The organism is Desulfococcus sp. (assembly GCF_041737845.1).
Classification (GTDB): Bacteria; Desulfobacterota; Desulfobacteria; order Desulfobacterales; family Desulfococcaceae; genus Desulfococcus.
The window spans coordinates 1-19,438 of record NZ_JBGSQX010000015.1 but is presented as its reverse complement, the minus strand read 5'-3'; the positions used below and the strand labels follow the sequence as shown (position 1 = coordinate 19,438).

The following is a 19,438-nucleotide window of genomic DNA, read 5'->3' as shown; positions in this document are numbered from 1 at the left end:
AAAGTGTTCGAATGGTATAAAAAGAATATCGGTCAATCAGTTCAGTCGAAAAGGAAAGAGATCATGTCAATAGTCAGCAAAACGGAACAAAATTGGGATCAAAATACTACCGTTTTTCTAAACTGATTTTCATCAGCCCAGCATCAAACCATCGCCGGATGGCCTGAAACAGGGAGTCCGGAAAGATGTGGACATGGGCGTCGATCACCCGGGGAAACCCGGCGGGGATGGTGCTGCCTTCCGTGTCATTCAGGGACGGCAGATTCGGCTTCAGCATCGGTTACTCCTCAACCTGGATCACCTTTGGGGGGTAGGGGATAATTCGCAATATCCTCCGCTTCTGGAATTTGCGGGTGATGCGGAAGCCCGCTTTGAGGTGCAGCCGGATGGAAACGTGCCAGTCCTCGTACATGCCCGAAACCAGGGTATGACACCCTCTTTCTCGCAGGCGCAGCATCAGGGACCCGAGGAGATACAGCCCCACCCCTTTTTGCTGGAATCCGGGCATCACGACAATATACACCAGGTAGGCGGCGCCGGGGTCCAGGTGGAGGGTGTGGAGCAGGTCCAGAGGGTAGTCCCGGAAGGCGACCCATGCAAAGGCGCAGATGCGCCCCGAATGCTCCAGGAGGAGAAACCGGTCGCCCTTCTCGAGGGACTTGTCCAGGAAATCCTCGCCCTTCACAAATCCCTGCAACGCCGCGATCACCAGCATGTCCCCGGCATCCGCCCATCGCATGGAAAATTCGATGTCCGGGGGGTCGACGCAGATGGGGGCCTTCAGGTCCCGGACCATCTCGACCCAGTCCTTGGCCCGCTCGGGTTTGCTGCACAACCCCTCGATGAAGTCTCGCAGAGAAACCATTGCACGGCCCTCCCCACGCGGCAGCCCGGTTTCAGCGGCCGGCGGGATCTACCGCCCGGCCTTGAGCGCCGCCATCAACTCCCGGTCCGAGCTCATGGACGTCATGACGTCCGCCAGGGATTTCACCAGCGGGCGCGCCATGATCTCCTTGCCCGGGGTCAGATAGGTCCGCTCCACGTTTTTGCCGGTGTAGGAGCGTATCACGGTGGGCGACCCGGCAGCGGGATACGTCACCCGAAAGGCGATGCTCACCTCGCCGGAAACGTCCCAGGCAGGCCCCGTCGTCTCCGTCCCGACCCAGAACCCGTGGATGTCGCCTTGCATCGTAACGTCTTCATCGCTCGTGACGATGCGATGACCGTTGCGGACGAGCTCGGTCCACACGGCATCGCGAACGATGTCTGAAACGGGGCGCTCCGAGAATACGTCCACCATGGGCATGACGCCCGAGGTCTCCCGCCGCCCGACCCGGGACGCATCCATGGGCGGCTCCCGCCTGTCCGCGAAGTCGAGGAGCCTGACCTTCAATTTGGGCACGGCGGCCAGCGGCGCATCCGCCCGGAGCGGCGGATGATAGTCCGGCCTCACGATCATGTTTCCGGCGCAGGAAGTCAACAGCGCCGCAACCAACCCGCATAACAGTATCCTGCTTTTCATCGGCATCTCCCCTTCCCGGCGTCTCGGCTCCTCCCGGGATTCCTCTAAAATTCCGGCATGAAGAACCGGTAATCGTTCTTTCCGTCCTTTTTGGCCTGATACATGGCCTTGTCGGCCTTTTTCAGGAGGATGTCAAGCTCGGTGCCGTCTTCGGGATACAGGCTGATCCCGATGCTTGCCCCGACCTGCGGGGCGTGCCCGGAGACATGGAACGGCTGATTCAGGGCCTCGATGATTTTTTTCGCCACCCGGTGCGCGCTGACGGGAGAATCGACGGCCGGGAGAATGGCGGTAAATTCATCCCCGCCCATCCGCGCCACCGTATCGGAATCCCTCAGGCAGTGATTGAGCCGACCGGCGACCTGCACCAGGACCTCGTCTCCGGCGTCATGCCCCAGGGTGTCGTTGACGGATTTGAACCCGTCGAGGTCGATGAACATCAGGCCGAACCTCCGGCCGTAGCGCCGGGCGTCCCGGATCGCCTGGTCGAGCCGGTCCAGAAAAAGGGCCCGGTTCGGCAGGCCCGTCAGCCGGTCATAGTGGGCCGAGCGGTAGAGCTCCACCTGGTCGAGCTTCCGACGGACAACGGCCTGGGCGATGAACCAGGACGAGATCGCCGCCAGCGGCAGGAGGAGAAGCGCCAGAACAAAATGCCTTGTCCGGATGCCCCGGGTGCCGGAATCGAGGGTTTCCCAGGGGACATGCGAGACGATCTTCCAGTAATATTCGTCGTCCCGAACGGCCAGGATGCTGTCTCCGTAGGCCCGGTTGGGCCCCAAAGCCGATGCCGCCTCTTTCTTCAGGGGGTAGATGGTGGCGGCGGTGAACAGACCGGCCGGGGTATAAACCTGGCATCGATCGGATGCGGCGATCTCGCGCCACGCCTCGGGATAGCGGGAGGAGAATTTCCGGTCTTCCCGCGCCGGGATCATGAAGCCCCATTCGTCTTCCGGGTCCGGACCGGAGAGCCAGTAGCCGTCGCCGTTGACCAGCATCACCCGGCCCCGGGCCGACCCGGCCATGTCCCGGATCGCGGCGATCAGGGTCTCGCCGAGATAATTGAGGATGACGATGCCCTGCTTCTTCCCCCCGCTGTCGAACACCGGAATGCCGAAGCGGATCATGGGCTTGGGGGGCGATTCGATCTCCCCGTTCTCAACATTCAGATCGAAGGGCGACACAAAGATCTCATCCGGCCCCAGGACCAGCGTGTCATAGAAATAATACCGGTCCGCTTTCCGCTGGAGTTCCTCATCCCGGACTGCGTATGGACGGCCGGCGTTGAAATTGACGCGGACGACCTCCATGCCGTCCGCGTCAATATAACGGATCTGGTCGTACACGCGCTTTTCAAGGCAGAACGCCAGATATTCATTCGACATCCAGCGCTTGAACGTCTCCGCGAACCCGTTTCCGTCGATGAGGTGACGCAGTTCATTCTGCCTGGATAGGAACATGAGGTCGGAGACAACGGCATCCAGCCTGGATGCGATCATCTCCCGCTGAAAGGTGATGTTGACCGATTCCGCTATGGCCACCCGTTCGAGATATTCCCTGGATTCCCGGGTGTGGAGCATGCCGACGGACCCTGCGATCATCAATCCGAAAAACAGAAAGATGGCGATAAAATAGAGAAAGACCTTCTTATTGACCGTCTGGTAATAGATGTCTTTTTCTATCGTCATCGCCTTCTTGCCGGGACCCGTTACCGGTGATGCCGGCCTTCCTGTTTCGTCTGCGGTATGATGCCGGTGATGCGCTCGGGACAATTCGGGCGGGTCGCCGTCGTCACGCCCCTGTTTTCTTGAAAACCGCCGGGAATGCCGATGCGCCGCGGGCTACTCCAGGGCGTCCTCGATCTCGGCCCAGAAACGGCTCCGGGGGTTGGACTGGCCCCGCCGGTATTCGGCCGAGGTCAGGTAGAGGTGACGTTCGGCCCGGGTCATGGCCACGTACATGAGCCTGCGCTCCTCCTGGATCCCTTCCGGGGTCTCGATGGATTTCCAGTGGGGAAAGAGGTTTTCCTCGCACCCCGCGATGAAGACCACCCCGTATTCGAGACCCTTGCTGGCGTGAATGGTCGACAGCTTGACGCCCAGGTCCCGCTCGTCTTCATCCTCCTCCCGGTCCTCGTTGACCAGGGAGGCCTCCTGGAGGTAGTCCACCAGGTTCTGGTGCTGGCCGGCGGAGTAGATTAACTGCTTGATGTTCTCTTCCCTGGCGATGAAATCCATGGCGATGTTCCGGGTATATTCCCTGAGGTGCGCCAGATAATCGAACCGGGAGAGCACCGCATGGACGGCCGTGTCCGGCGCCATATCGCGAATCTCGTCCAGGTGGGCCAGAAGCTCGCTCAGGGCCTTGTGGATCCTGGGGCTCATGACCCGCTCGGCCACGACCTTCCGGGTCGCCTCCTGGAGGCTCATGCCCTCGGTCCGGACCTGGTTGATCTTTTTGAGCATCCCCGGGCCGACGCCCCGCTTTGGGGTGTTGAGGATCCGCTCGAAGGCCACGTCGTCCCGCGGGAAAACGGCGGCGGTCAGGTAGCAGTTGATGTCCAGGATCTCCTTCCGCTCGAAAAACCCCTTGGACCCCATCATCTGGTAGGGGATCCGGCAGGCCCGGAAGGTCTTCTCGAAGGAGAGGGAGCAGAACTTCGTCCGATAGAGCACCGCCATCTGGTGATAGGAAATCCCCATCTGCCGGAGGACCTGGATCTTGCGCCGGATCCAGTTGGCCTCCTGGCTTTCATCGAAGAAATCGTGAAGTTCCACGGTTCCGCCTCGCTTTTTGGAGAAGCACCGCTTCTCCATGCGCTGCTTGTTGTAGCCGATGAGGCCGTTGGCCGCCTGAACGATTTCGTCGACGGACCGGTAATTCCGCTCCAGCCGGAAGACCCGGGCGCCCGCGTAGGTCTCCGGAAACGAGAGAAAATGGCTTACGTTGCTTCCCCTGAACCCGTAGATGGCCTGCCAGTCGTCCCCCACGCAGAAGAGGTTGCCGTTTTTCAGGAACAGCCGGGTCAGCTCCTCCTGGAGGTCGTTGGAATCCTGGTACTCATCCACCAGGATATACTGAAATATTTCCCGATATTCCCGCCGGATCGCATCATGGTCCCGGAGGAGGTCCCGGGTCATGAAAAGGATGTTGTCGAAATCGACGGCATTGGCATTTTTGAGAGCTTTTTCATAGGTCTGGTAGAGGGTCTGGATCGGGAGGCGGAAGCCCTTGCGGCGGCTGTCGAAATAGGCGGCCGGGTTTCCCGAGTTCTTGGCGTTGGATATCTGGGAGAGCACGGAAGGAAGGTGCTTTTTGTCGAAGCCGGCGCCCGCGATGATCTCTTTCAGCAATTTCTGCTGCTGGTAGCCGGAATAGATCTGGAGGGGCGGGGCATATCCCATCACCTCGCAGTTCCGCTTCAGGATGCGGAAGCAGGCGGAGTGGTAGGTCCGGACCCAGGGAAACCGGAACCGGGGCATGCCGGTCAGCGCCTCCAGGCGCCGCTTCATTTCATCGGCGGCCTTGTTGGTGAAGGTGATGGCCAGGATGCGTTCGGGATCGAAGCCGTGTTGAATGAGATAGTCGATTTTCGCGGTCAGGGTCCGGGTCTTGCCGGAGCCGGCGCCGGCCACGACCAGGGCCGGCCCCCCCGTATGTTCCACCGCGGACTGCTGTTCTTCTGACAGATCCATGATATCCTTTCGATAACGTCGATCTCCCGAACCCCGTCTCGTCTCACCGATGCGGGAGATGATCAGGGGTTTTCGGGTCTTGATGCCGGCGGTACAGCCTCAACCTGAGGCCGCATTCAGATCGCTCACCCGCCCCCTTTCCGGCAGGCCGTCTGCGGCGGGGTAAACCCGCCCGCGCCCCTGGGGATCCCGCTGGGCCGGACAGCCCCGGCGGAAATGAGCCGCCGGACGTCCGACGCACGGCACTCGGGGCACTCGGGAGAGGAATCCTCCCCGGAGAACACGATCCGTTCGAACCGGGTACAGCAGTGACAACATTCGTACTCGTAAATGGGCATATGTAATTCCTCCTGAAGCGGCCATCCAGATGGGCATTTCAGCGCCGCCGGGCCGAAACGCCATTTTCGCCGGGCGCCGCCGGCGGAAGACACCCGCAGCCCGAAATCCCTCTCCGGAGGCCTCTGTGTAATGGGGAAAAAATAGTCGACATATCGATTTCCGTCAAGCTCTGTCCGCGGCGATTTTCAGTTTTCCATTGTTTTGAGCTTTATTTCTTTTCATACCCAGTGTTTCCTGATTGACACCTCCGTGATCTTCTCTTATAATTTTTCGGATTTTTATCTGCCTGTATGCGAGGCCGCCCTGATGATTGCCAGAAATGATGACGGAGTACCCTTTTTCGAATTTCCGAATCTTGCCGGGCAGCCCGGGGTCCGCCACGGGGTGTTCACCCGCACCGGCGGAGGCGGCTCCGCGCCTTATGCCAGCCTGAACGTCGGGTTCGGCGTGGGCGACCGGCCCGAGGTCGTGGCGTCCAACCGCGGCATTGTCTCCCGGTGCATGGGAGACCTCAGCCTGGTCTTCATCCGTCAGGTCCACGGGGCCGGCGTGGTGGTGTTGAAGAGCGGGGATGCTCATGCCCCCGCTTCCGGCCGGCCCCTCACCGGCGACGCCCTGGTGACCGACATCCGCGGGACGGGCCTGGTGATCCAGACCGCAGACTGCCAGGCCGTCATGCTTTTCGACCCCCGAAAGCAGGTGGCGGCCAACATCCATTCCGGATGGCGCGGCAGCGTCCGGAACATCATCGGCGAAACCGTCCGCGCCATGACATCCCGGTTCGGGTGCGATCCCGCGGACATCCGGGCGGGGATCGGCCCCTCCCTGGGGCCGTGCTGCGGGGAGTTCGTCCACTACCGGGAGGAAATCCCCCGCGAATTCTGGAAATACAAGGGGAGGAACCGCCATTTCGACTTCTGGGCCGCAAGCCGGGACCAGCTCTCGGCCGCAGGCATCCTCGAAGAAAACATCTTCTCGAGCGGCCTTTGCACCCGATGCCGGACCGATCTTTTCTTCTCCTACCGAAAAGAGCGATCCACCGGGCGGATGGCCATGGTGATCGGGCTCCATTAACGTAAGTTCAAGGCAAAGACAGCAGGAAGCCGCCGTGCAACGAAAAAAAACGCCGACACCCGGCGGCGCCGGGAGCCGAATCCGCGAGGCTTTCAAGAAAGCCTATGAGCGCTTCGTCAAGATCCGGGGAACCCCCAGGGAGATCGCCCTGGGGTTCGCCCTGGGACTCTTCGTCGGCATGACCCCCTTCATGGGCTTTCACATGGCCATCGCGATCTTTTTCGCCGCCCTGTTCAAGTGGAACAAAATCGCCGCGGCTGCGGGAGGCTGGATCAGCAATCCGTTGACGGCGCCCTTCGTTTACGCCGGAACCTATTATGTGGGGAACAAGGTCCTCAATATCCAGAACGCCTGCTGCATCCCGAAAGAGCTGAACCTGGACGTGATTGTCCAGCTCGTCAAGAACGCCCCGGAAATATTCTGGATCCTGACCGTTGGGGGCATCGTCGCGGGGATTCCCGTCGCCATGCTGGGGTACTACCTCGCCCTGACGACGATCCTGAAATACCGGGAAGGCATCCGGGAAACGATCCATCGGGAGAAGGAAAAGCTGAGCCACGCCAGGGACCATCTCAAGGAAAAGATTGCCCACCGCAAGCACCTCCCCTGACGGTTCCACAAAAAGGCCGATAGCTGCGCTGCGCTTCCTCCCTCGTCACTGCGAGGTACTGTCCGTGCGACCCATTCCTCGGGATTCGCGAGCCCTTGCTCTTGGCCTCTTTACAAAACCGTCTTGCCCCCGCCGCCCTCTACAGCCTGAACTTTTCCGCCGCCTTGCCGCACAGGTATTCACCGATGGGAATGGCCGAGGTGGCCGCAGGCGACGGCGCGTTGCAGACATGGAGGGAACGCTCGCTCTCGGCGAACAAAAAGTCATGGACGAGCGATCCGTCCCTCCTGACTGCCTGGGCGCGGATGCCAGCGGGATACGGCCCGAGGTCTGAAAGCCCCAGGCCCGGACAGTATTTCCGGACCCGCCGGAGGTAGCCGGCCCTGCAGATCGAATCCCTGAACTCACCCATCCCGGATTGCAGGTTTTCCGCCGCCAGACGCCAGAACCCCTGAAACCCCAGCATGTCCCGGCAGTCCGCAAGATCGACGTTGAACCGGCCATACCCTTCCCGCTTCCACCCCAGAACCGCATTGGGGCCGACGGTGACGGATCCGTCGATCATGCGGGTCAGGTGGACGCCCAGGAAGGGCAGGTCGGGGTCGGGGATGGGGTAGATGAGATGACGGACGATCCGGTTGAGTCGGGCCGGCAGGCGGTAATATTCCCCCCGGAAGGGGATGATCCGGAAATCGATGTCAATCCCCATCATCCGGGCCAGGCGGTCGGCCGCAAGCCCCCCGCAGGCGATGACGTATCCGGCGAAGGCGGCGTCGCCGCCGATCCGGATCCGCACGCCGTCCCGGCTCTCCTCGAGGCCCACGACCGGCGCCCCGCAACGGATCTCCCCGCCCATGGCCCGGAATTCATCGGCCATCTTCGCGCAGATCTTCGGGTAATCGGTGATACCGGTGGCGGGCACGTAAAGGGCCCCCACCCCCTCGATGCGGGGCTCCCGCCGCTTCAGTTCCCCGTCCGAAAGGCGCTGGACCTCGATCCGGTTCAGCCGGCACCGCTCCTCCAGGGCCGCCATCCGCTCGAATTCCACGGCATCGGTCGCCACCAGCAGTTTTCCGCACTGGAGATACGGCAGGCCGTGCTCCCGGCAGAAGGCGAGGGTCCGGGTCGCCCCTTCCCTGCAGAACCCAGCCTTGAGGCTGCCGGGGGCATAGTAGACGCCCGCATGGATCACGCCGGAGTTTCGTCCCGTCTGGTGCCGGGCAAGGGTCGTCTCCTTTTCGACCAAAAGGATCGAGGCCCCCGGAAAACGACGCTTCATTTCCCGGGCCGTGGCGATCCCGACGATTCCCCCGCCGATGAGCGCAAGATCATAGTGCTGCAATCTGTCCTCCTTCAATATGTGGCATGCGGCCGGATTCGCTAGTCCGCGGTCTCTCCCAGGAGCCCGACGGCATCGGCCACCTCCCGCATCCCCAGGATGGTATCGGTGATGAGGTCATTGAGCTCCACCCCCAGCATGTCTGCGCCCCGCTCGATGATCGACCGGTCGACGCCGGCGGCGAAACGCCTGTCCTTCCATTTTTTCCGGACGGATTTGGCCGTGAGGTCCATGACGCTCCGGCTCGGCCGGACCAGGGCGGACGTGGTCACGAGGCCCGTAAGCTCGTCGACGGCATAGAGGACCATCTCCATCTCCGACTCGGGTTTCACATCCGAGCAGATGCCCCATCCGTGGCTCACCACGGCGCGGATGTATTCCTCGGGCCAGTTCTCGGCCTGGAGGATCTCCTCGGTTTTTGCACAGTGCCGTTCGGGGTATTTTTCATAATCCAGGTCGTGAACCAGGCCGACGATACCCCATTTCTCCTCGTCCGCCCCCCGCTTCCGGGCCATGTGGCGCATGACCCCTTCCACGGCCAGGGCGTGCTTGATGAGGCTTTCCGTTTCGTTGTACCGGGTCAGCAGGCGGAATGCGTCTTCACGGGTGGGTGTCATATGATCCGTCTCCTCTGTTGTTCAGTATCCGGCCGCGCAGCGGCCGGGGCGCCGCAAACGGGCGTTGGCGCACCACTAGGCACGCGGCCCCCGGGGGTTGTCAAGAACTTTGTGCGCGGGCCGTTTTCCGTTCGAGGGTGCAGTAGAAGAAGACCGCCGTGCCGAAACCCATCACCCCCGCTCCGAAACTGAAGACATGGCGCATCTCAAAAAGGTCCATCATGGCCCCCGCCATGAGGCTGCCGATCATCATCCCCAGGCTGTGGGCCACGGTGATGAGGGACATCACGGCGCCCATGCCCCGGCTCTCGACGCCTTTCTGGACGGCGATGGCCATAAGCGGCGCCATACTCATGCTGCCGCCGACGCCGAAGACGACATTGGCCGCAAACAGGTCCCAGAATCCCCCCGCCCACTGAAACAGCATCATGGCGCAGGCGACGATGATCCCCCCGGCAACGATCATGAGGCGCTTGCTCCATCGGTCGGCGACGGCGCCCATGGGCGTCTGGAGGAGGCCGCTGGTAAACACGCCCAGCATGACCAGGACGCCGATGGAGGAACTGGAAAGGGAAAATTCGGCGTCGGCGAAAACGGGCAGAAATCCCCAGATGGCGCCGATGCAGGCGGTATAGACCATCCGGAACAGGAAGATGCCGTCGATGGAGGGGTCTTTCAGAAGGGTCCTGTAGGCCACGGGAGCCTCCCGGCGGACGATGACCTGCTCCGCGTGCGCCGGCGGAAGCAGGAGGAGGCTCAGGAAAAAGCCGATGAAGGAGAGAACGCCCATGCAGATAAAGGCTGCTTCCAGGCCGAAACGGTCGTTCAACAGACCGCCCAGAAGCGGCCCCAGGCTCAGCCCGATGAAGGTCGACATGTTGAAGAGTCCCATGGTGAAGCCCTCCCGGTTTTTGGGGGTGATATCTCCCACATAGGCCTGGGTTACCGGCATGATCATGGCCGATGCGATCCCCTGGACAAACCGGAGGGCGATCAGGAGCTCCACATTGACCGCCAGGATAAAGGCAAAGGATATCACCCCGTAGCAGAAGAGTCCGGCCACGATGTGGGGTTTTCGGCCGCAGCGGTCCGATCGTCGTCCGAAAAACGGCAGGAAGAAGGTCCTCGACAGGGAAAACGATGCAAAGAGCAGACCGATGTACAGTCCTTTCGCACCCAGCCCATGGGCGTAGACAGGAAGAAGCGGGACCACGATCCCCACGCCGGTGACCGCCGTGAAAATGGAGAAGAAGAGGGTCCCGAAGATTTTTTTGTCGAGTCGGTTCATGGCATCGCCTTGGTTTTTGACTCGGGCATCCATAGCAGACCCCAACCATTTCTTCAAAGAGTTATTGCGCCGCCGGCCGACCCGCCCGCCTGCGGCCCCTTCACCCGACGTTCCGGGACATCCAGCCGTAACTCTCCCGAAACATATTCAAAAAAATCTATTGACGTCCTGAACAGCAGGCATTATCAACGACATCGACCATAACCCCATGCAAAGGATGCTCGTGGCCGAAGAATATTTCGTTCTCATTATCGGATATGTGTTCGGTTTTTACATGGCCTGGAACATCGGCGCCAACGATGTGGCAAACTCCATGGCGTCCGCCGTGGGCGCCAAGGCGATCACCATTCGTCAGGCGATATTCATCGCAGGGATTCTCAACATCCTGGGCGCCGTCTTCATCGGCTCCCATGTGACCGACACCATCCGAAAAGGAATCGTCTCGACCGAGATCCTCACCGATCCCCACATGGCCCTGATCGGCGCCCTTTCGGCGCTGCTGGCTTCGGCCCTCTGGGTCTCCTTCGCCACGTGGAAATCCCTGCCGGTCTCCACCACCCACGCCATCGTCGGCGCCATGACGGGCTTCGGCATCATGGCCGGCGGGTTTTCGGCGGTCAACTGGGGGAAGCTGGGCGGGGTCGTCCTGAGCTGGGTGATATCCCCGATATTCAGCCTCGTCATCGCCTTCGTCATGTTCAAGGCCATCGTCCGGCTGATCCTGTCCCGGAAGGCGGCCTTCGACTGCGGCATGCGGCTCTCCCCCGTGTTCATCGGCATGGCCTGCTTCGTGGTGGTGCTGTCGTTTCTGTTCAAGACTCCCCTGGGAACCACCCTGGCCCTGAGCGACACCACGGCGCTTCTATGGGCGCTCGCCCTGGCCGTCGGTCTCGGGTTTCTGGGGAAATGGCTCTTGGGCCGCCTCCTCTGGGGCCAGGTTGAAGACGGCGTCGAGGAGATTTTCCGCAGGATCCAGATCGGGACCTCCTGCTATGTGGCCCTGGCCCAGGGCGCCAACGACGTGGCCAACGCCATCGGCCCCCTGGCGGTCATCTATTTTCTCGTCAAGACCGGCGGCGTCGCCGCCGAGGTGCCGGTCCCCCTGTTTCTCCTGTTCTTCGGAGGCATCGGCATCGCCTGCGGCATCGGCATGGCGGGCCACCGGGTGATGGACACCCTGGGCAACAAGATCACCACCCTCACCAACACCCGCGGTTTTTCGGTGGATTTCGCGGCGGCCACCACGGTGCTCGCGGCCTCCAAAATGGGGCTGCCGGTCTCCACCACCCATGCGGCGGTCGGCGGCGTTCTGGGCGTCGGGCTGGCCCACGGGTTCGAGGCGGTCAATTTTACCATCGTGTTTCAGATCATGATCTACTGGGTCCTGACGGTGCCGGCGTCGGCCCTGACCAGCATGGTCATCTTCAAGATCCTCGAATTTATCATTTAGAACGAAGGAGTTTATCGAAATGCGTGTCCCTTTTTTATCCATGTTTATGACGTCCCCCTTCGACGGCCTGCAGGAGCATGCCGAGAAGGTCAAGGAGTGCGCATGGGTGTTTCAGCACGCCATCGAATGCCATATGGTCCACAACTGCAAATCCTTTGAGGGGCTAAGATCGGAGGTCAAGCGCATGGAAAATGAGGCCGACGCCGTCAAGCGGCGGATCCGCGGGCATATCCCCGTCGGGTCCTTCATGGCGGTCCCCAAATTCCAGCTTTTCCGGTACCTGAGGGAGCAGGACAGCGTCCTGGACGCGCTGGAGGATGCCATGGACTGGATTTCCTACCGGGAGGAGCCGGGAATTCCCGAGCAGTTCCAGAAGGAATTTTTCCTGCTGATCGACTCGGTCATCGATCCGGTGGAGGAACTGAGCAGAATGGTGGCCGAGGCCCGGAAATACTTCAAGAACTACTCGGACAAACAGCGGAAGGTGGTCAAGGAGATCATTCGAAACATCCGGAGGCAGGAGCACGAGGCCGACCGAGCGGAGGACATCGTGAAAAAAAAGATCTTCACCGTCGAGACGGACGCGGTCACCGTGTTTCACTTGGTCCGGCTGGCCGAGATCCTGGGGCACATTGCGGACCACGCGGAAAACGCCGGCGACATGATGCGGGCGATGATCGCAAGATAAAGGATCGCACGGTGACGGCTATCCCCCGGATGCGGCGCCCCCATCCAGAGCCCCCGCCAGCTCCCCGTGCTTCGGAAACAGGCCGTAATGGCCCCCGGTGTGGACAAAGAGCACCCGCTCCCCCGGCTGAATGACGCCCCGCTGGATATGGTCGGTCATCCCCAGAAAGGCCTTCAGGGTGTAGACGGGGTCAAGGACCAGCCCCTCGGTCCGGGCGTACTGGATCATCCGCCTCAACTCCTCTCCGGTATTGAGGGCGTATCCGATCCCCACGTGACCGTCATCCATCCCTGCTTCGGCGCCCGATAAATCGACCGTCCAGCCGAACCGGCTTCGGAACTCCCTCCGGATCCGGGCCAGCTCCGCGGTGAAATAGGCCGCGTCATCGCATACGGCGATGGCGTGGAGCCGCTCCGCGCGCTGAAAATGCCGTACGCCGATCCAGAGCCCGGCATAGGTGCCGCCGGAGCCCATGGCGCAATAGATATGATCGAACTGGAGGTCGGCGTCCGAAAGCTCCTGGACCATGCGGACATATCCCAGCGCGCCGACGGCGTTGGAGCCGCCCATGGGGATCCAGCAGGGATGCCTTCCCTCGGACCTGAGACGGTCGCAGACCGCGGCCTGGACGGCGTCGATGTCCTGAAATTCTTGGGCGGAATGAAAACGGACCTCGGCCCCCAGGAGCCGGTCGACCAGAAGGTTGCCCTCGAGGGTCCGGGGGGCCTCCCCCCGGAGCAAGAGCACCGACCGGAGACCCGCCCTGGCGGCGACCCAGGCCACGGCCCGGCAGTGGTTGGACTGAACCCCGCCGCAGGTGACCAGCGTATCGGCGCCCCGCTCCCGGGCATCGAAAAGCAGGTATTCCATTTTCCTCAGCTTGTTTCCCGAGGCCACCGATTCGGTCAGATCATCCCGCTTCACGAAGAGAGAGATCCCCAGTTCCCCGGAGAGCCGCGGCAGAAAGTGGACGGGCGTAGGAAGGTGGGCCATGATGATGCGCCGGCCGAGCAGGGAATTCACGAGCGTGCTCCTCTAAGCATGGATGGCTTCACAGAAAGTCGATTATCAGACGGTTTCGCAAAAAGTTCGAGATACGGCTTGCGAATCCCGAGGAATGAGGCGTACTGCCAGTACGCCGCAGTGACGAGGGATAAGCGTAACGCAGATATCGGATTTTTTGCGCAACCGTCACAGTTTCAGTTCCTGGATGGTCATGCGCCGCTCGAACCAGCCCGAGAGCTGTATCAGCGGGTAGCAGACGCAGAAATAGAGGGCCCCGACAAGCCCGAAGACCATGAGCCCCTCGGGGATCCGCTGGACCGTCAGCCACCCCACCCGGGTGACGTCCGTGAGCCCGATGACGGAAACGATGGACGAATCCTTGATGAGCAGGACATACTGGCCGACCAGGGGCGGCAGGATGGTCCTTAAGGCCTGGGGCAGGATGACGAGCCGCATCTGCTGAAGCCAGTTGAACCCCGAGGCTTTGGCGGCCTCCCACTGGCCTTCGGAAACCGATTCGATGCCGCCGGCGACGATCTCGCAGATATAGGCGCCGGCATAAAGGGTGAGGCTCAGCACCGCGGCGCTGAAGGCCTCCATCTGAAGGCCCCATTCGGGAAGAATGAAAAAAAAGATGAAGATCTGAACCAGGTAGGGGGTCCCGCGGACCATATCGACATAGGCGGTAATGACGACGCGGACCGGTTTGAACTCCCGGGTCCGGAGTATCCCTGCGATGACGCCGAGGAAAGTCCCGCCGATCAGGCTCAACCCCGAGACCTGAACCGTCACCCAGATTCCCCTCAAAAAGGAAGGCAGGCTCAGAACAAGCCGTTCAAAATAGAATTCCCACATATCGCCTCGTTACACTGCCCGCTGGGCGACCAGGCTGTGCTGCCACCGGCCGGATAAAAATTTGAGGAGGTAATACAGAATCAGGTAGCACAGGGCCGTCGTGAAAAAGCCTTCCGCCGGCATGAACCGCTCGGAGGCCATCATCTGCCCCACCCGGGTCAGCTCGAACACGGAGATGAGGGACAGCAGCGCGCTGTCCTTGACCAGGACGATGGCCTGCCCCAGGAGGGGCGGAATCGTCGCCCCGATGGCCTGGGGCAGGATGATATACCGCATCCGCTGGAAAAAGTTGAGGCCGAAGGCGATGCCCGCCTCCACCTGCCCGGAATGGATGGAGAGGATCCCCGCCCGGATGATCTCGGCGATATAGGCCCCGCTGTTCAGGGACAGGGCGAAGATGCCGGTATGGTATTCGGTAAGGCGGATACCCAGACTGGGCAGCCCGAAATAGAAAAAATAGAGCTGCGCCAGCAGAGGGGTCGACCGGATCATCTCGATGTAGGCCGTGGCCGGAAGGGCGAGCCACCGGTAGTTCGAAATTCGGCAGGTGCATGCGAGGATGCCCACGAAGAGGGCGCCCGCCATGGCCACGGCGGAGATCCAGAGGGTCGCCCAGAATCCCTGGGCAAACAGCGGAAGGTAGTCAAGGATGACCCGAAAATTGAAAGTCGATAGCATGGCGCCGCGCGGCATGCCTGCGGGAGCAGCGCCGGCCGGCGCTTTCCCGCGGCATGAACCGGATCAATATGGATTAGTGGTCTTTTTTCCAGTCCTGGGTGGTGACCCAGTAGTCGATGTTCTGGTCGTACCGTCCGTCCTCCCGGATCCAATGGAAGAACAGGTTGATCCACTGCAGGAGATGGGTGTCGTCCGGCCGGACGGCAAAGGAAAGGGGCTGCTTGGACAGCTTGCCGGGGAGAATCCGGATGCTGTTCGGCGGGAACTCGGCCATCTGTCCGGTGACCGCGGAATCATCGTTCAGGCCGATATCGGCATGCCCGCTCATCACGGCATTGATGAGCATGGGTCCGCCGCCCTTGTAGCTCTTGATCTTGGCGTGGGGCAGAAACCGCTTGGCATCCGCCTCGCCGGTGGCGCCCAGCAGGACCGCCACCGTGACCTCGGGTTTGTTGCAGTCTTCCAGGGTCTTGAAGGGGGAGGCCGTCTTCGTGAAAATCACCGATCCGGTATAATAGAAGGGGTCGGTGAAACTGACCATGAGGGCCCGCTTGAGGTTGGCCGTCATGTCGGCGGCCAGGACATCGGCCTTCTTGGACATGAGGGCGGGGATCAGCCCGTCCCAGTCGTAATCGAGAAATTTGATCTTCACGCCCATCTCCTGGGCCATGAGCTTGCAGAACTCGACCGAACTGCCGGTCCGCTCACCGTTTTTGTCGATGAAGCTGAACGGGGCCCCCTGGGTCTGGACCGCCACCCGGAGCTCTCCCCGCTGGATGATCTCCTGGAGCGTATCCGCCCATGCGGGGCCTGAGGTTCCCCACAGAAAAACCGCTGCCGTGATGAGCAAAATCGATTGACACCATCGCCTCATGTCGCCTCCTTCTCTTTTGGATTGTCATCGTTGGTGGATTGCGCCGGCCCGGCGAGGGGCCCACCCGGCGCCTTCGGCACACCCTTTCCGGAAAAATGAAAATTGCATTTCCAAGGTTCAGACTCTATATCTCTCCCCCCAATGGATTGTCAAGGAGGCCGAGAATTCCTGTTGAAAACCCCCCGGGGACGGCATATAAGAATCCGGGTGAGTTCCCTCCCCAGCCCTCAACCAAGGAGAACGCCGCATGGCCCTGGATTTGAAAGCCGTCGGAAAACCGATGGGACCGTTTGTCAAGGAATATCAATGGAAAGACGTCGTCCTGTATGCCTTGGGCGTCGGGGCCGGATTTCCCGAGCTGGAATACTGCTATGAAAAACGCCTGAAGGTTATCCCCACCTTTGCCATCGCAGCCGTCTTCGATTTTTTCTTCCGCGTCGCGGCGTCGTCCAGAGCCAACCTGGCGGGTATTCTTCACGGCGGTCAGGACCTGGTGTTTCATCATCCGATCCCGGTTTCGGGAACCTTGACGACCGAGGGCCGGATCACCGGGTATGTTGACAAAGGCGCGGCGAGGGGCGCCCTGGTGACAGCCGAAAGCCTGACGCGCCACACGTCGGGGCAGCCGCTGTTCACCAGCCGCTTCACCCTCTTCTCCCGTCTCGACGGCGGGTTCGGCGGCGAGGACGCCCCGGCGCAGACCGTCGCTTTCCCCGACCGCGCGCCGGACATCGCCGCGGCTGATCGGCCGTCTCCCGATCAGCCCCTGATCTACCGGCTCTCGGGGGATCTCTTCGAACTCCACGCCGACCCGGGGTTCGCCCGGACGGCCGGCTTCGAACGGCCCATCATGCACGGGCTCTGTACCCTCGGCTTCGCCTGCCGGGCACTGGTCCATCACCTTGCGCCGGGGGCTCCCGAAAAGGTCCGGCGGATCGCCTGCCGGTTTTCAAAGCCCCTCTATCCCGGCGTGCCCATCCGCACACTGATCTGGAGCACCGGCCCGGGAACCGCCCTCTGGAAGACCGTCACCGCCGACGGCGGCGACGAGATCATCACCGGCGGCCTGTTCGAATACGGCAGATAGCCCTGCCTGCCTCAGGCGGAGACGAAAAAGCCCTGCTGCATCCCGCGGCAGGGCTTTTTTCATCACCCATTCAACATCGACTCAGAACTTGTAGGTGAATCCCGTGGTCAGCAGGAAGGCGGAGGCATCCTTGAAGGTGCCGTTGACGTCTTTGTTGGTGACGGTGCGCTCTTCCTTGTAATCGTAGAGGGCGCCGACGCTCAGTTCCATGTTCGGGTTGAGGGCGAACCGGGCGCCCAGGGAATAGAGCCATGCATCGGAATCAGGCAGCTCAAACAGCAGGGTGTCGTCGGGCACCGGGTTCTCGTCGTAGGCGAATCCCGCCATGAGGGCCACGGCGTCCGTCACCTGGTAGGTCAGGCCCAGCCGAAAGGCGTTGGTATCGTCCCAGTTTTTGGGTTTGGGATCGTCGAATGCGCTTTTGAGCACCGGGTTCGTGAGCGTTTTGTCATAGTTGAAGTCCAGTTCTTCGTACTCCGACCAGAAGGTCCGGTCCCACACGAGTTCGACGGTGAACCTGTCGAAGGTGTGGGCGTAGGCGACGGCCAGCACAGCGGGGGCGGGCACCGTCACTGAAGCCCCGGTCTCCACGGTTGTCTGAAACAGGTTCGTGGCCAGGGTCGCGTCCCCGTCAAAGTCCAGGTCCACGTTGGAGCGGTAGGTCACCGACAGGTTGGACTTCGGATTCGGCCGGATGGAGAGCGCCAGGTTGTAGCCCCATTCGGTGGTGTCGCCCTCCAGATGCCTGTAGGCGGTGAAGCCTCTGGGATCTACCACCCCGTTGCTTTCGACCTTGGCATCGTTGTAGAGGAACCGGACGCCGCCGCCGATGGAGAAATAATCACAGAACCGGTAGGCCATCGTCGGGTTGAACTCGATGACCTTCAGCGAAAATTCCTCGGCGAAGGTTTTTGGATACGGGTCCTGCCAGCGCTTGGCCAGGCCGTAAGGCTCGGTGATGGAAAACCCGAACCGGAAATTGTGAACATCCGGAGACAGGAGAAAGAGCGTGGGGAGCAGAAAGTTCTCCTCTTTCGAGTCGCCGCTCAGCCTTTCCGATCTCGCATCCCGGTATTCGATGGATGTCAGGTGGAGATAGGTCAGGTCGACCTCGCCCTGCCAGAGGTTTTCGGCCCACGCCATGTTCGCGGGATTGTAGTAGACGCTGTCTGCCTTGACGGCGGAAGCCACATGGGCCCCCGCCTTGGCCGTGGAATCGGCGGATTGTTCGGGTATGCGGTAGCCCGAGGCGAATGCGGTGCTTCCGATCAACAACGATGCCAACATCAGTGCGGATAAGGCCTTCTTCATCTTTTCCCTCCCCAATCATGAATGGTCATTTAGAGAACACGATACCTTCCAGGGGCCGCGGATCCCCCGCCGCGGCAACGCCGACCGAGCGACCGTTCGCAAAGCATCTCCGCAACGACGGCTCATCGCTTCCTAACATACCCGTCCGGCGGGATGCAAGAATTTTCTCTATACTTCCGAGAGGCTATGGATCGGCGCAAATCGGGAGAAACCCATGCAGGGACGCTGCAGGGAAGCCCGCATCAGACAACGCGATGAAAGCTCTTTTCCAGGAATCGGGCCGGCCATTGGATCCAGGTGGGCCGTCCATGGGGGCAGTTGGCGGGGGTGTCGCAGGCGTCCATCTGCGCCAGGAGGTGCCGGATCTCCTGGGGGGAGAGCTTTCGGTGGGCCCGGATGGCCCCGTGGCAGGCCATGATCATGAGGCTCTCCGTCACGATGCCGTCCATTCCCGCGGCGACGCCGATCTCCGCGGTTTTTTCGAGGACCTCCGAGATCATGGGCGTCACGGGCTTTCCCGCCAGAAACGCGGGCAGGGATTTCACGGCGAAGGTGTTCCCGCTGAAGGGTTCGATCTCGATGCCCACCGCCTCGAAGGACGGGATAAGGTTCCGGAGGATATCGGCCTCCCGGTGATTCAGGTCCAGGGTTTCAGGGATCAAGAGGCGCTGGGAGGCCTGCCGGACCTCCTGCGCCCGGAACCTGAGCTGTTCGAAATAGATCCGTTCATGGGCGGCGTGCTGGTCGATGATGATGAGGTTGTCTCCCGCCTCGCAGAGGATGTAGGTTTCCCGAAACTGCCCGATGACCGAGAGATCCCGGAAAAAGCGCTTCTCCCATACGGGGATCTGCATGGGCGAAGGTTCGGGCGCCGGGGACGGCCGCATTTCGCCGGCCTCAGACGGGCGGCTCCCGGAGGGCCGGAAGGATGGGGCGGTTTCGGCCATGGCGGGGGTTCGGAAAGGCGCCTCCGCCATGGGCGAAGGGTCGGGGTCCGGAAGGGGGGCGG

At 61.5% G+C, this 19,438-nt stretch carries 19 protein-coding genes and 1 pseudogene; 5 read left to right on the top strand and 15 right to left on the bottom strand.

The window, feature by feature from the left end; translation table 11 throughout:
* Positions 1 to 106: 106 nt before the first annotated feature.
* The 6 genes from ACEW8N_RS01690 to ACEW8N_RS01665 form a co-directional block, all read right to left on the bottom strand.
* Entirely contained in the window at positions 107 to 277 is a 171-nt protein-coding gene (locus ACEW8N_RS01690; protein ID WP_373498056.1) for a hypothetical protein, read from the bottom strand.
* 3 nt (positions 278 to 280) lie between these two features.
* Positions 281 to 865, bottom strand: coding sequence for an N-acetyltransferase family protein (locus ACEW8N_RS01685; RefSeq protein WP_373498055.1), 585 nt, complete (start codon positions 863 to 865; stop codon positions 281 to 283).
* 48 nt (positions 866 to 913) lie between these two features.
* A complete protein-coding gene (locus tag ACEW8N_RS01680; protein ID WP_373498054.1) occupies positions 914 to 1,522 on the bottom strand; it encodes a YajG family lipoprotein in 609 nt (202 codons plus the stop codon).
* A gap of 44 nt (positions 1,523 to 1,566) precedes the next feature.
* Positions 1,567 to 3,207, bottom strand: coding sequence for a diguanylate cyclase domain-containing protein (locus ACEW8N_RS01675; RefSeq protein WP_373498053.1), 1,641 nt, complete (start codon positions 3,205 to 3,207; stop codon positions 1,567 to 1,569).
* Positions 3,208 to 3,360: 153 nt separating this feature from the next.
* Positions 3,361 to 5,214: an ATP-dependent helicase gene (locus ACEW8N_RS01670; protein WP_373498052.1), complete on the bottom strand. Its 1,854-nt coding sequence runs from the start codon at positions 5,212 to 5,214 to the stop codon at positions 3,361 to 3,363.
* A 125-nt stretch (positions 5,215 to 5,339) separates the two neighbouring features.
* Positions 5,340 to 5,552, bottom strand: coding sequence for a zinc ribbon domain-containing protein (locus ACEW8N_RS01665; RefSeq protein ID WP_373498051.1), 213 nt, complete (start codon positions 5,550 to 5,552; stop codon positions 5,340 to 5,342).
* A gap of 307 nt (positions 5,553 to 5,859) precedes the next feature.
* Here ACEW8N_RS01665 and ACEW8N_RS01660 point away from each other — a divergent pair, with 307 nt between their 5' ends.
* Both ACEW8N_RS01660 and ACEW8N_RS01655 read left to right on the top strand, forming a co-directional pair.
* Complete coding sequence (locus ACEW8N_RS01660; RefSeq protein ID WP_373498050.1) at positions 5,860 to 6,627, top strand: polyphenol oxidase family protein; 768 nt, start codon at positions 5,860 to 5,862, stop codon at positions 6,625 to 6,627.
* 34 nt (positions 6,628 to 6,661) lie between these two features.
* Positions 6,662 to 7,237, top strand: coding sequence for a DUF2062 domain-containing protein (locus ACEW8N_RS01655; protein WP_373498049.1), 576 nt, complete (start codon positions 6,662 to 6,664; stop codon positions 7,235 to 7,237).
* A 139-nt stretch (positions 7,238 to 7,376) separates the two neighbouring features.
* Here ACEW8N_RS01655 and lhgO read toward each other — a convergent pair whose 3' ends face one another.
* From lhgO to ACEW8N_RS01640, 3 genes are all read right to left on the bottom strand, one after another.
* A complete protein-coding gene (lhgO, locus tag ACEW8N_RS01650) occupies positions 7,377 to 8,579 on the bottom strand; it encodes an L-2-hydroxyglutarate oxidase (protein ID WP_373498048.1) in 1,203 nt (400 codons plus the stop codon).
* A 38-nt stretch (positions 8,580 to 8,617) separates the two neighbouring features.
* On the bottom strand, positions 8,618 to 9,193 hold the full coding sequence (locus tag ACEW8N_RS01645; protein ID WP_373498047.1) for an HDIG domain-containing metalloprotein: 576 nt from the start codon (positions 9,191 to 9,193) through the stop codon (positions 8,618 to 8,620).
* Positions 9,194 to 9,293: 100 nt separating this feature from the next.
* The gene (locus ACEW8N_RS01640; RefSeq protein ID WP_373498046.1) at positions 9,294 to 10,514 is read right to left on the bottom strand and encodes an MFS transporter; all 1,221 of its coding nucleotides are present in this window, start codon (positions 10,512 to 10,514) and stop codon (positions 9,294 to 9,296) included.
* Positions 10,515 to 10,698: 184 nt separating this feature from the next.
* Here ACEW8N_RS01640 and ACEW8N_RS01635 point away from each other — a divergent pair, with 184 nt between their 5' ends.
* Positions 10,699 to 11,931: an inorganic phosphate transporter gene (locus tag ACEW8N_RS01635; RefSeq protein ID WP_373498057.1), complete on the top strand. Its 1,233-nt coding sequence runs from the start codon at positions 10,699 to 10,701 to the stop codon at positions 11,929 to 11,931.
* A 19-nt stretch (positions 11,932 to 11,950) separates the two neighbouring features.
* Entirely contained in the window at positions 11,951 to 12,619 is a 669-nt protein-coding gene (locus ACEW8N_RS01630; RefSeq protein ID WP_373498045.1) for a TIGR00153 family protein, read from the top strand.
* A gap of 18 nt (positions 12,620 to 12,637) precedes the next feature.
* On the opposite strand, the gene ACEW8N_RS01625 is transcribed toward ACEW8N_RS01630, so the two are convergent.
* The 4 genes from ACEW8N_RS01625 to ACEW8N_RS01610 form a co-directional block, all read right to left on the bottom strand.
* On the bottom strand, positions 12,638 to 13,642 hold the full coding sequence (locus tag ACEW8N_RS01625) for a D-cysteine desulfhydrase family protein (protein WP_373498044.1): 1,005 nt from the start codon (positions 13,640 to 13,642) through the stop codon (positions 12,638 to 12,640).
* 168 nt (positions 13,643 to 13,810) lie between these two features.
* Positions 13,811 to 14,479 carry an amino acid ABC transporter permease gene (locus ACEW8N_RS01620; protein WP_373498043.1) on the bottom strand — a complete coding sequence of 223 codons (669 nt, stop codon included), beginning with the start codon at positions 14,477 to 14,479 and terminating at the stop codon, positions 13,811 to 13,813.
* Between the two features lie 9 nt (positions 14,480 to 14,488).
* On the bottom strand, positions 14,489 to 15,157 hold the full coding sequence (locus tag ACEW8N_RS01615; RefSeq protein ID WP_373498042.1) for an amino acid ABC transporter permease: 669 nt from the start codon (positions 15,155 to 15,157) through the stop codon (positions 14,489 to 14,491).
* 73 nt (positions 15,158 to 15,230) lie between these two features.
* Positions 15,231 to 16,031: an ABC transporter substrate-binding protein gene (locus ACEW8N_RS01610; protein ID WP_373498041.1), complete on the bottom strand. Its 801-nt coding sequence runs from the start codon at positions 16,029 to 16,031 to the stop codon at positions 15,231 to 15,233.
* Between the two features lie 247 nt (positions 16,032 to 16,278).
* Here ACEW8N_RS01610 and ACEW8N_RS01605 point away from each other — a divergent pair, with 247 nt between their 5' ends.
* A complete protein-coding gene (locus tag ACEW8N_RS01605; protein ID WP_373498040.1) occupies positions 16,279 to 17,118 on the top strand; it encodes a MaoC/PaaZ C-terminal domain-containing protein in 840 nt (279 codons plus the stop codon).
* Positions 17,119 to 17,199: 81 nt separating this feature from the next.
* Here ACEW8N_RS01605 and ACEW8N_RS01600 read toward each other — a convergent pair whose 3' ends face one another.
* Both ACEW8N_RS01600 and ACEW8N_RS01595 read right to left on the bottom strand, forming a co-directional pair.
* Entirely contained in the window at positions 17,200 to 18,429 is a 1,230-nt protein-coding gene (locus tag ACEW8N_RS01600; RefSeq protein WP_373498039.1) for an OmpP1/FadL family transporter, read from the bottom strand.
* 242 nt (positions 18,430 to 18,671) lie between these two features.
* Positions 18,672 to 19,438, bottom strand: a pseudogene (locus tag ACEW8N_RS01595) (hypothetical protein); the annotation flags it as partial.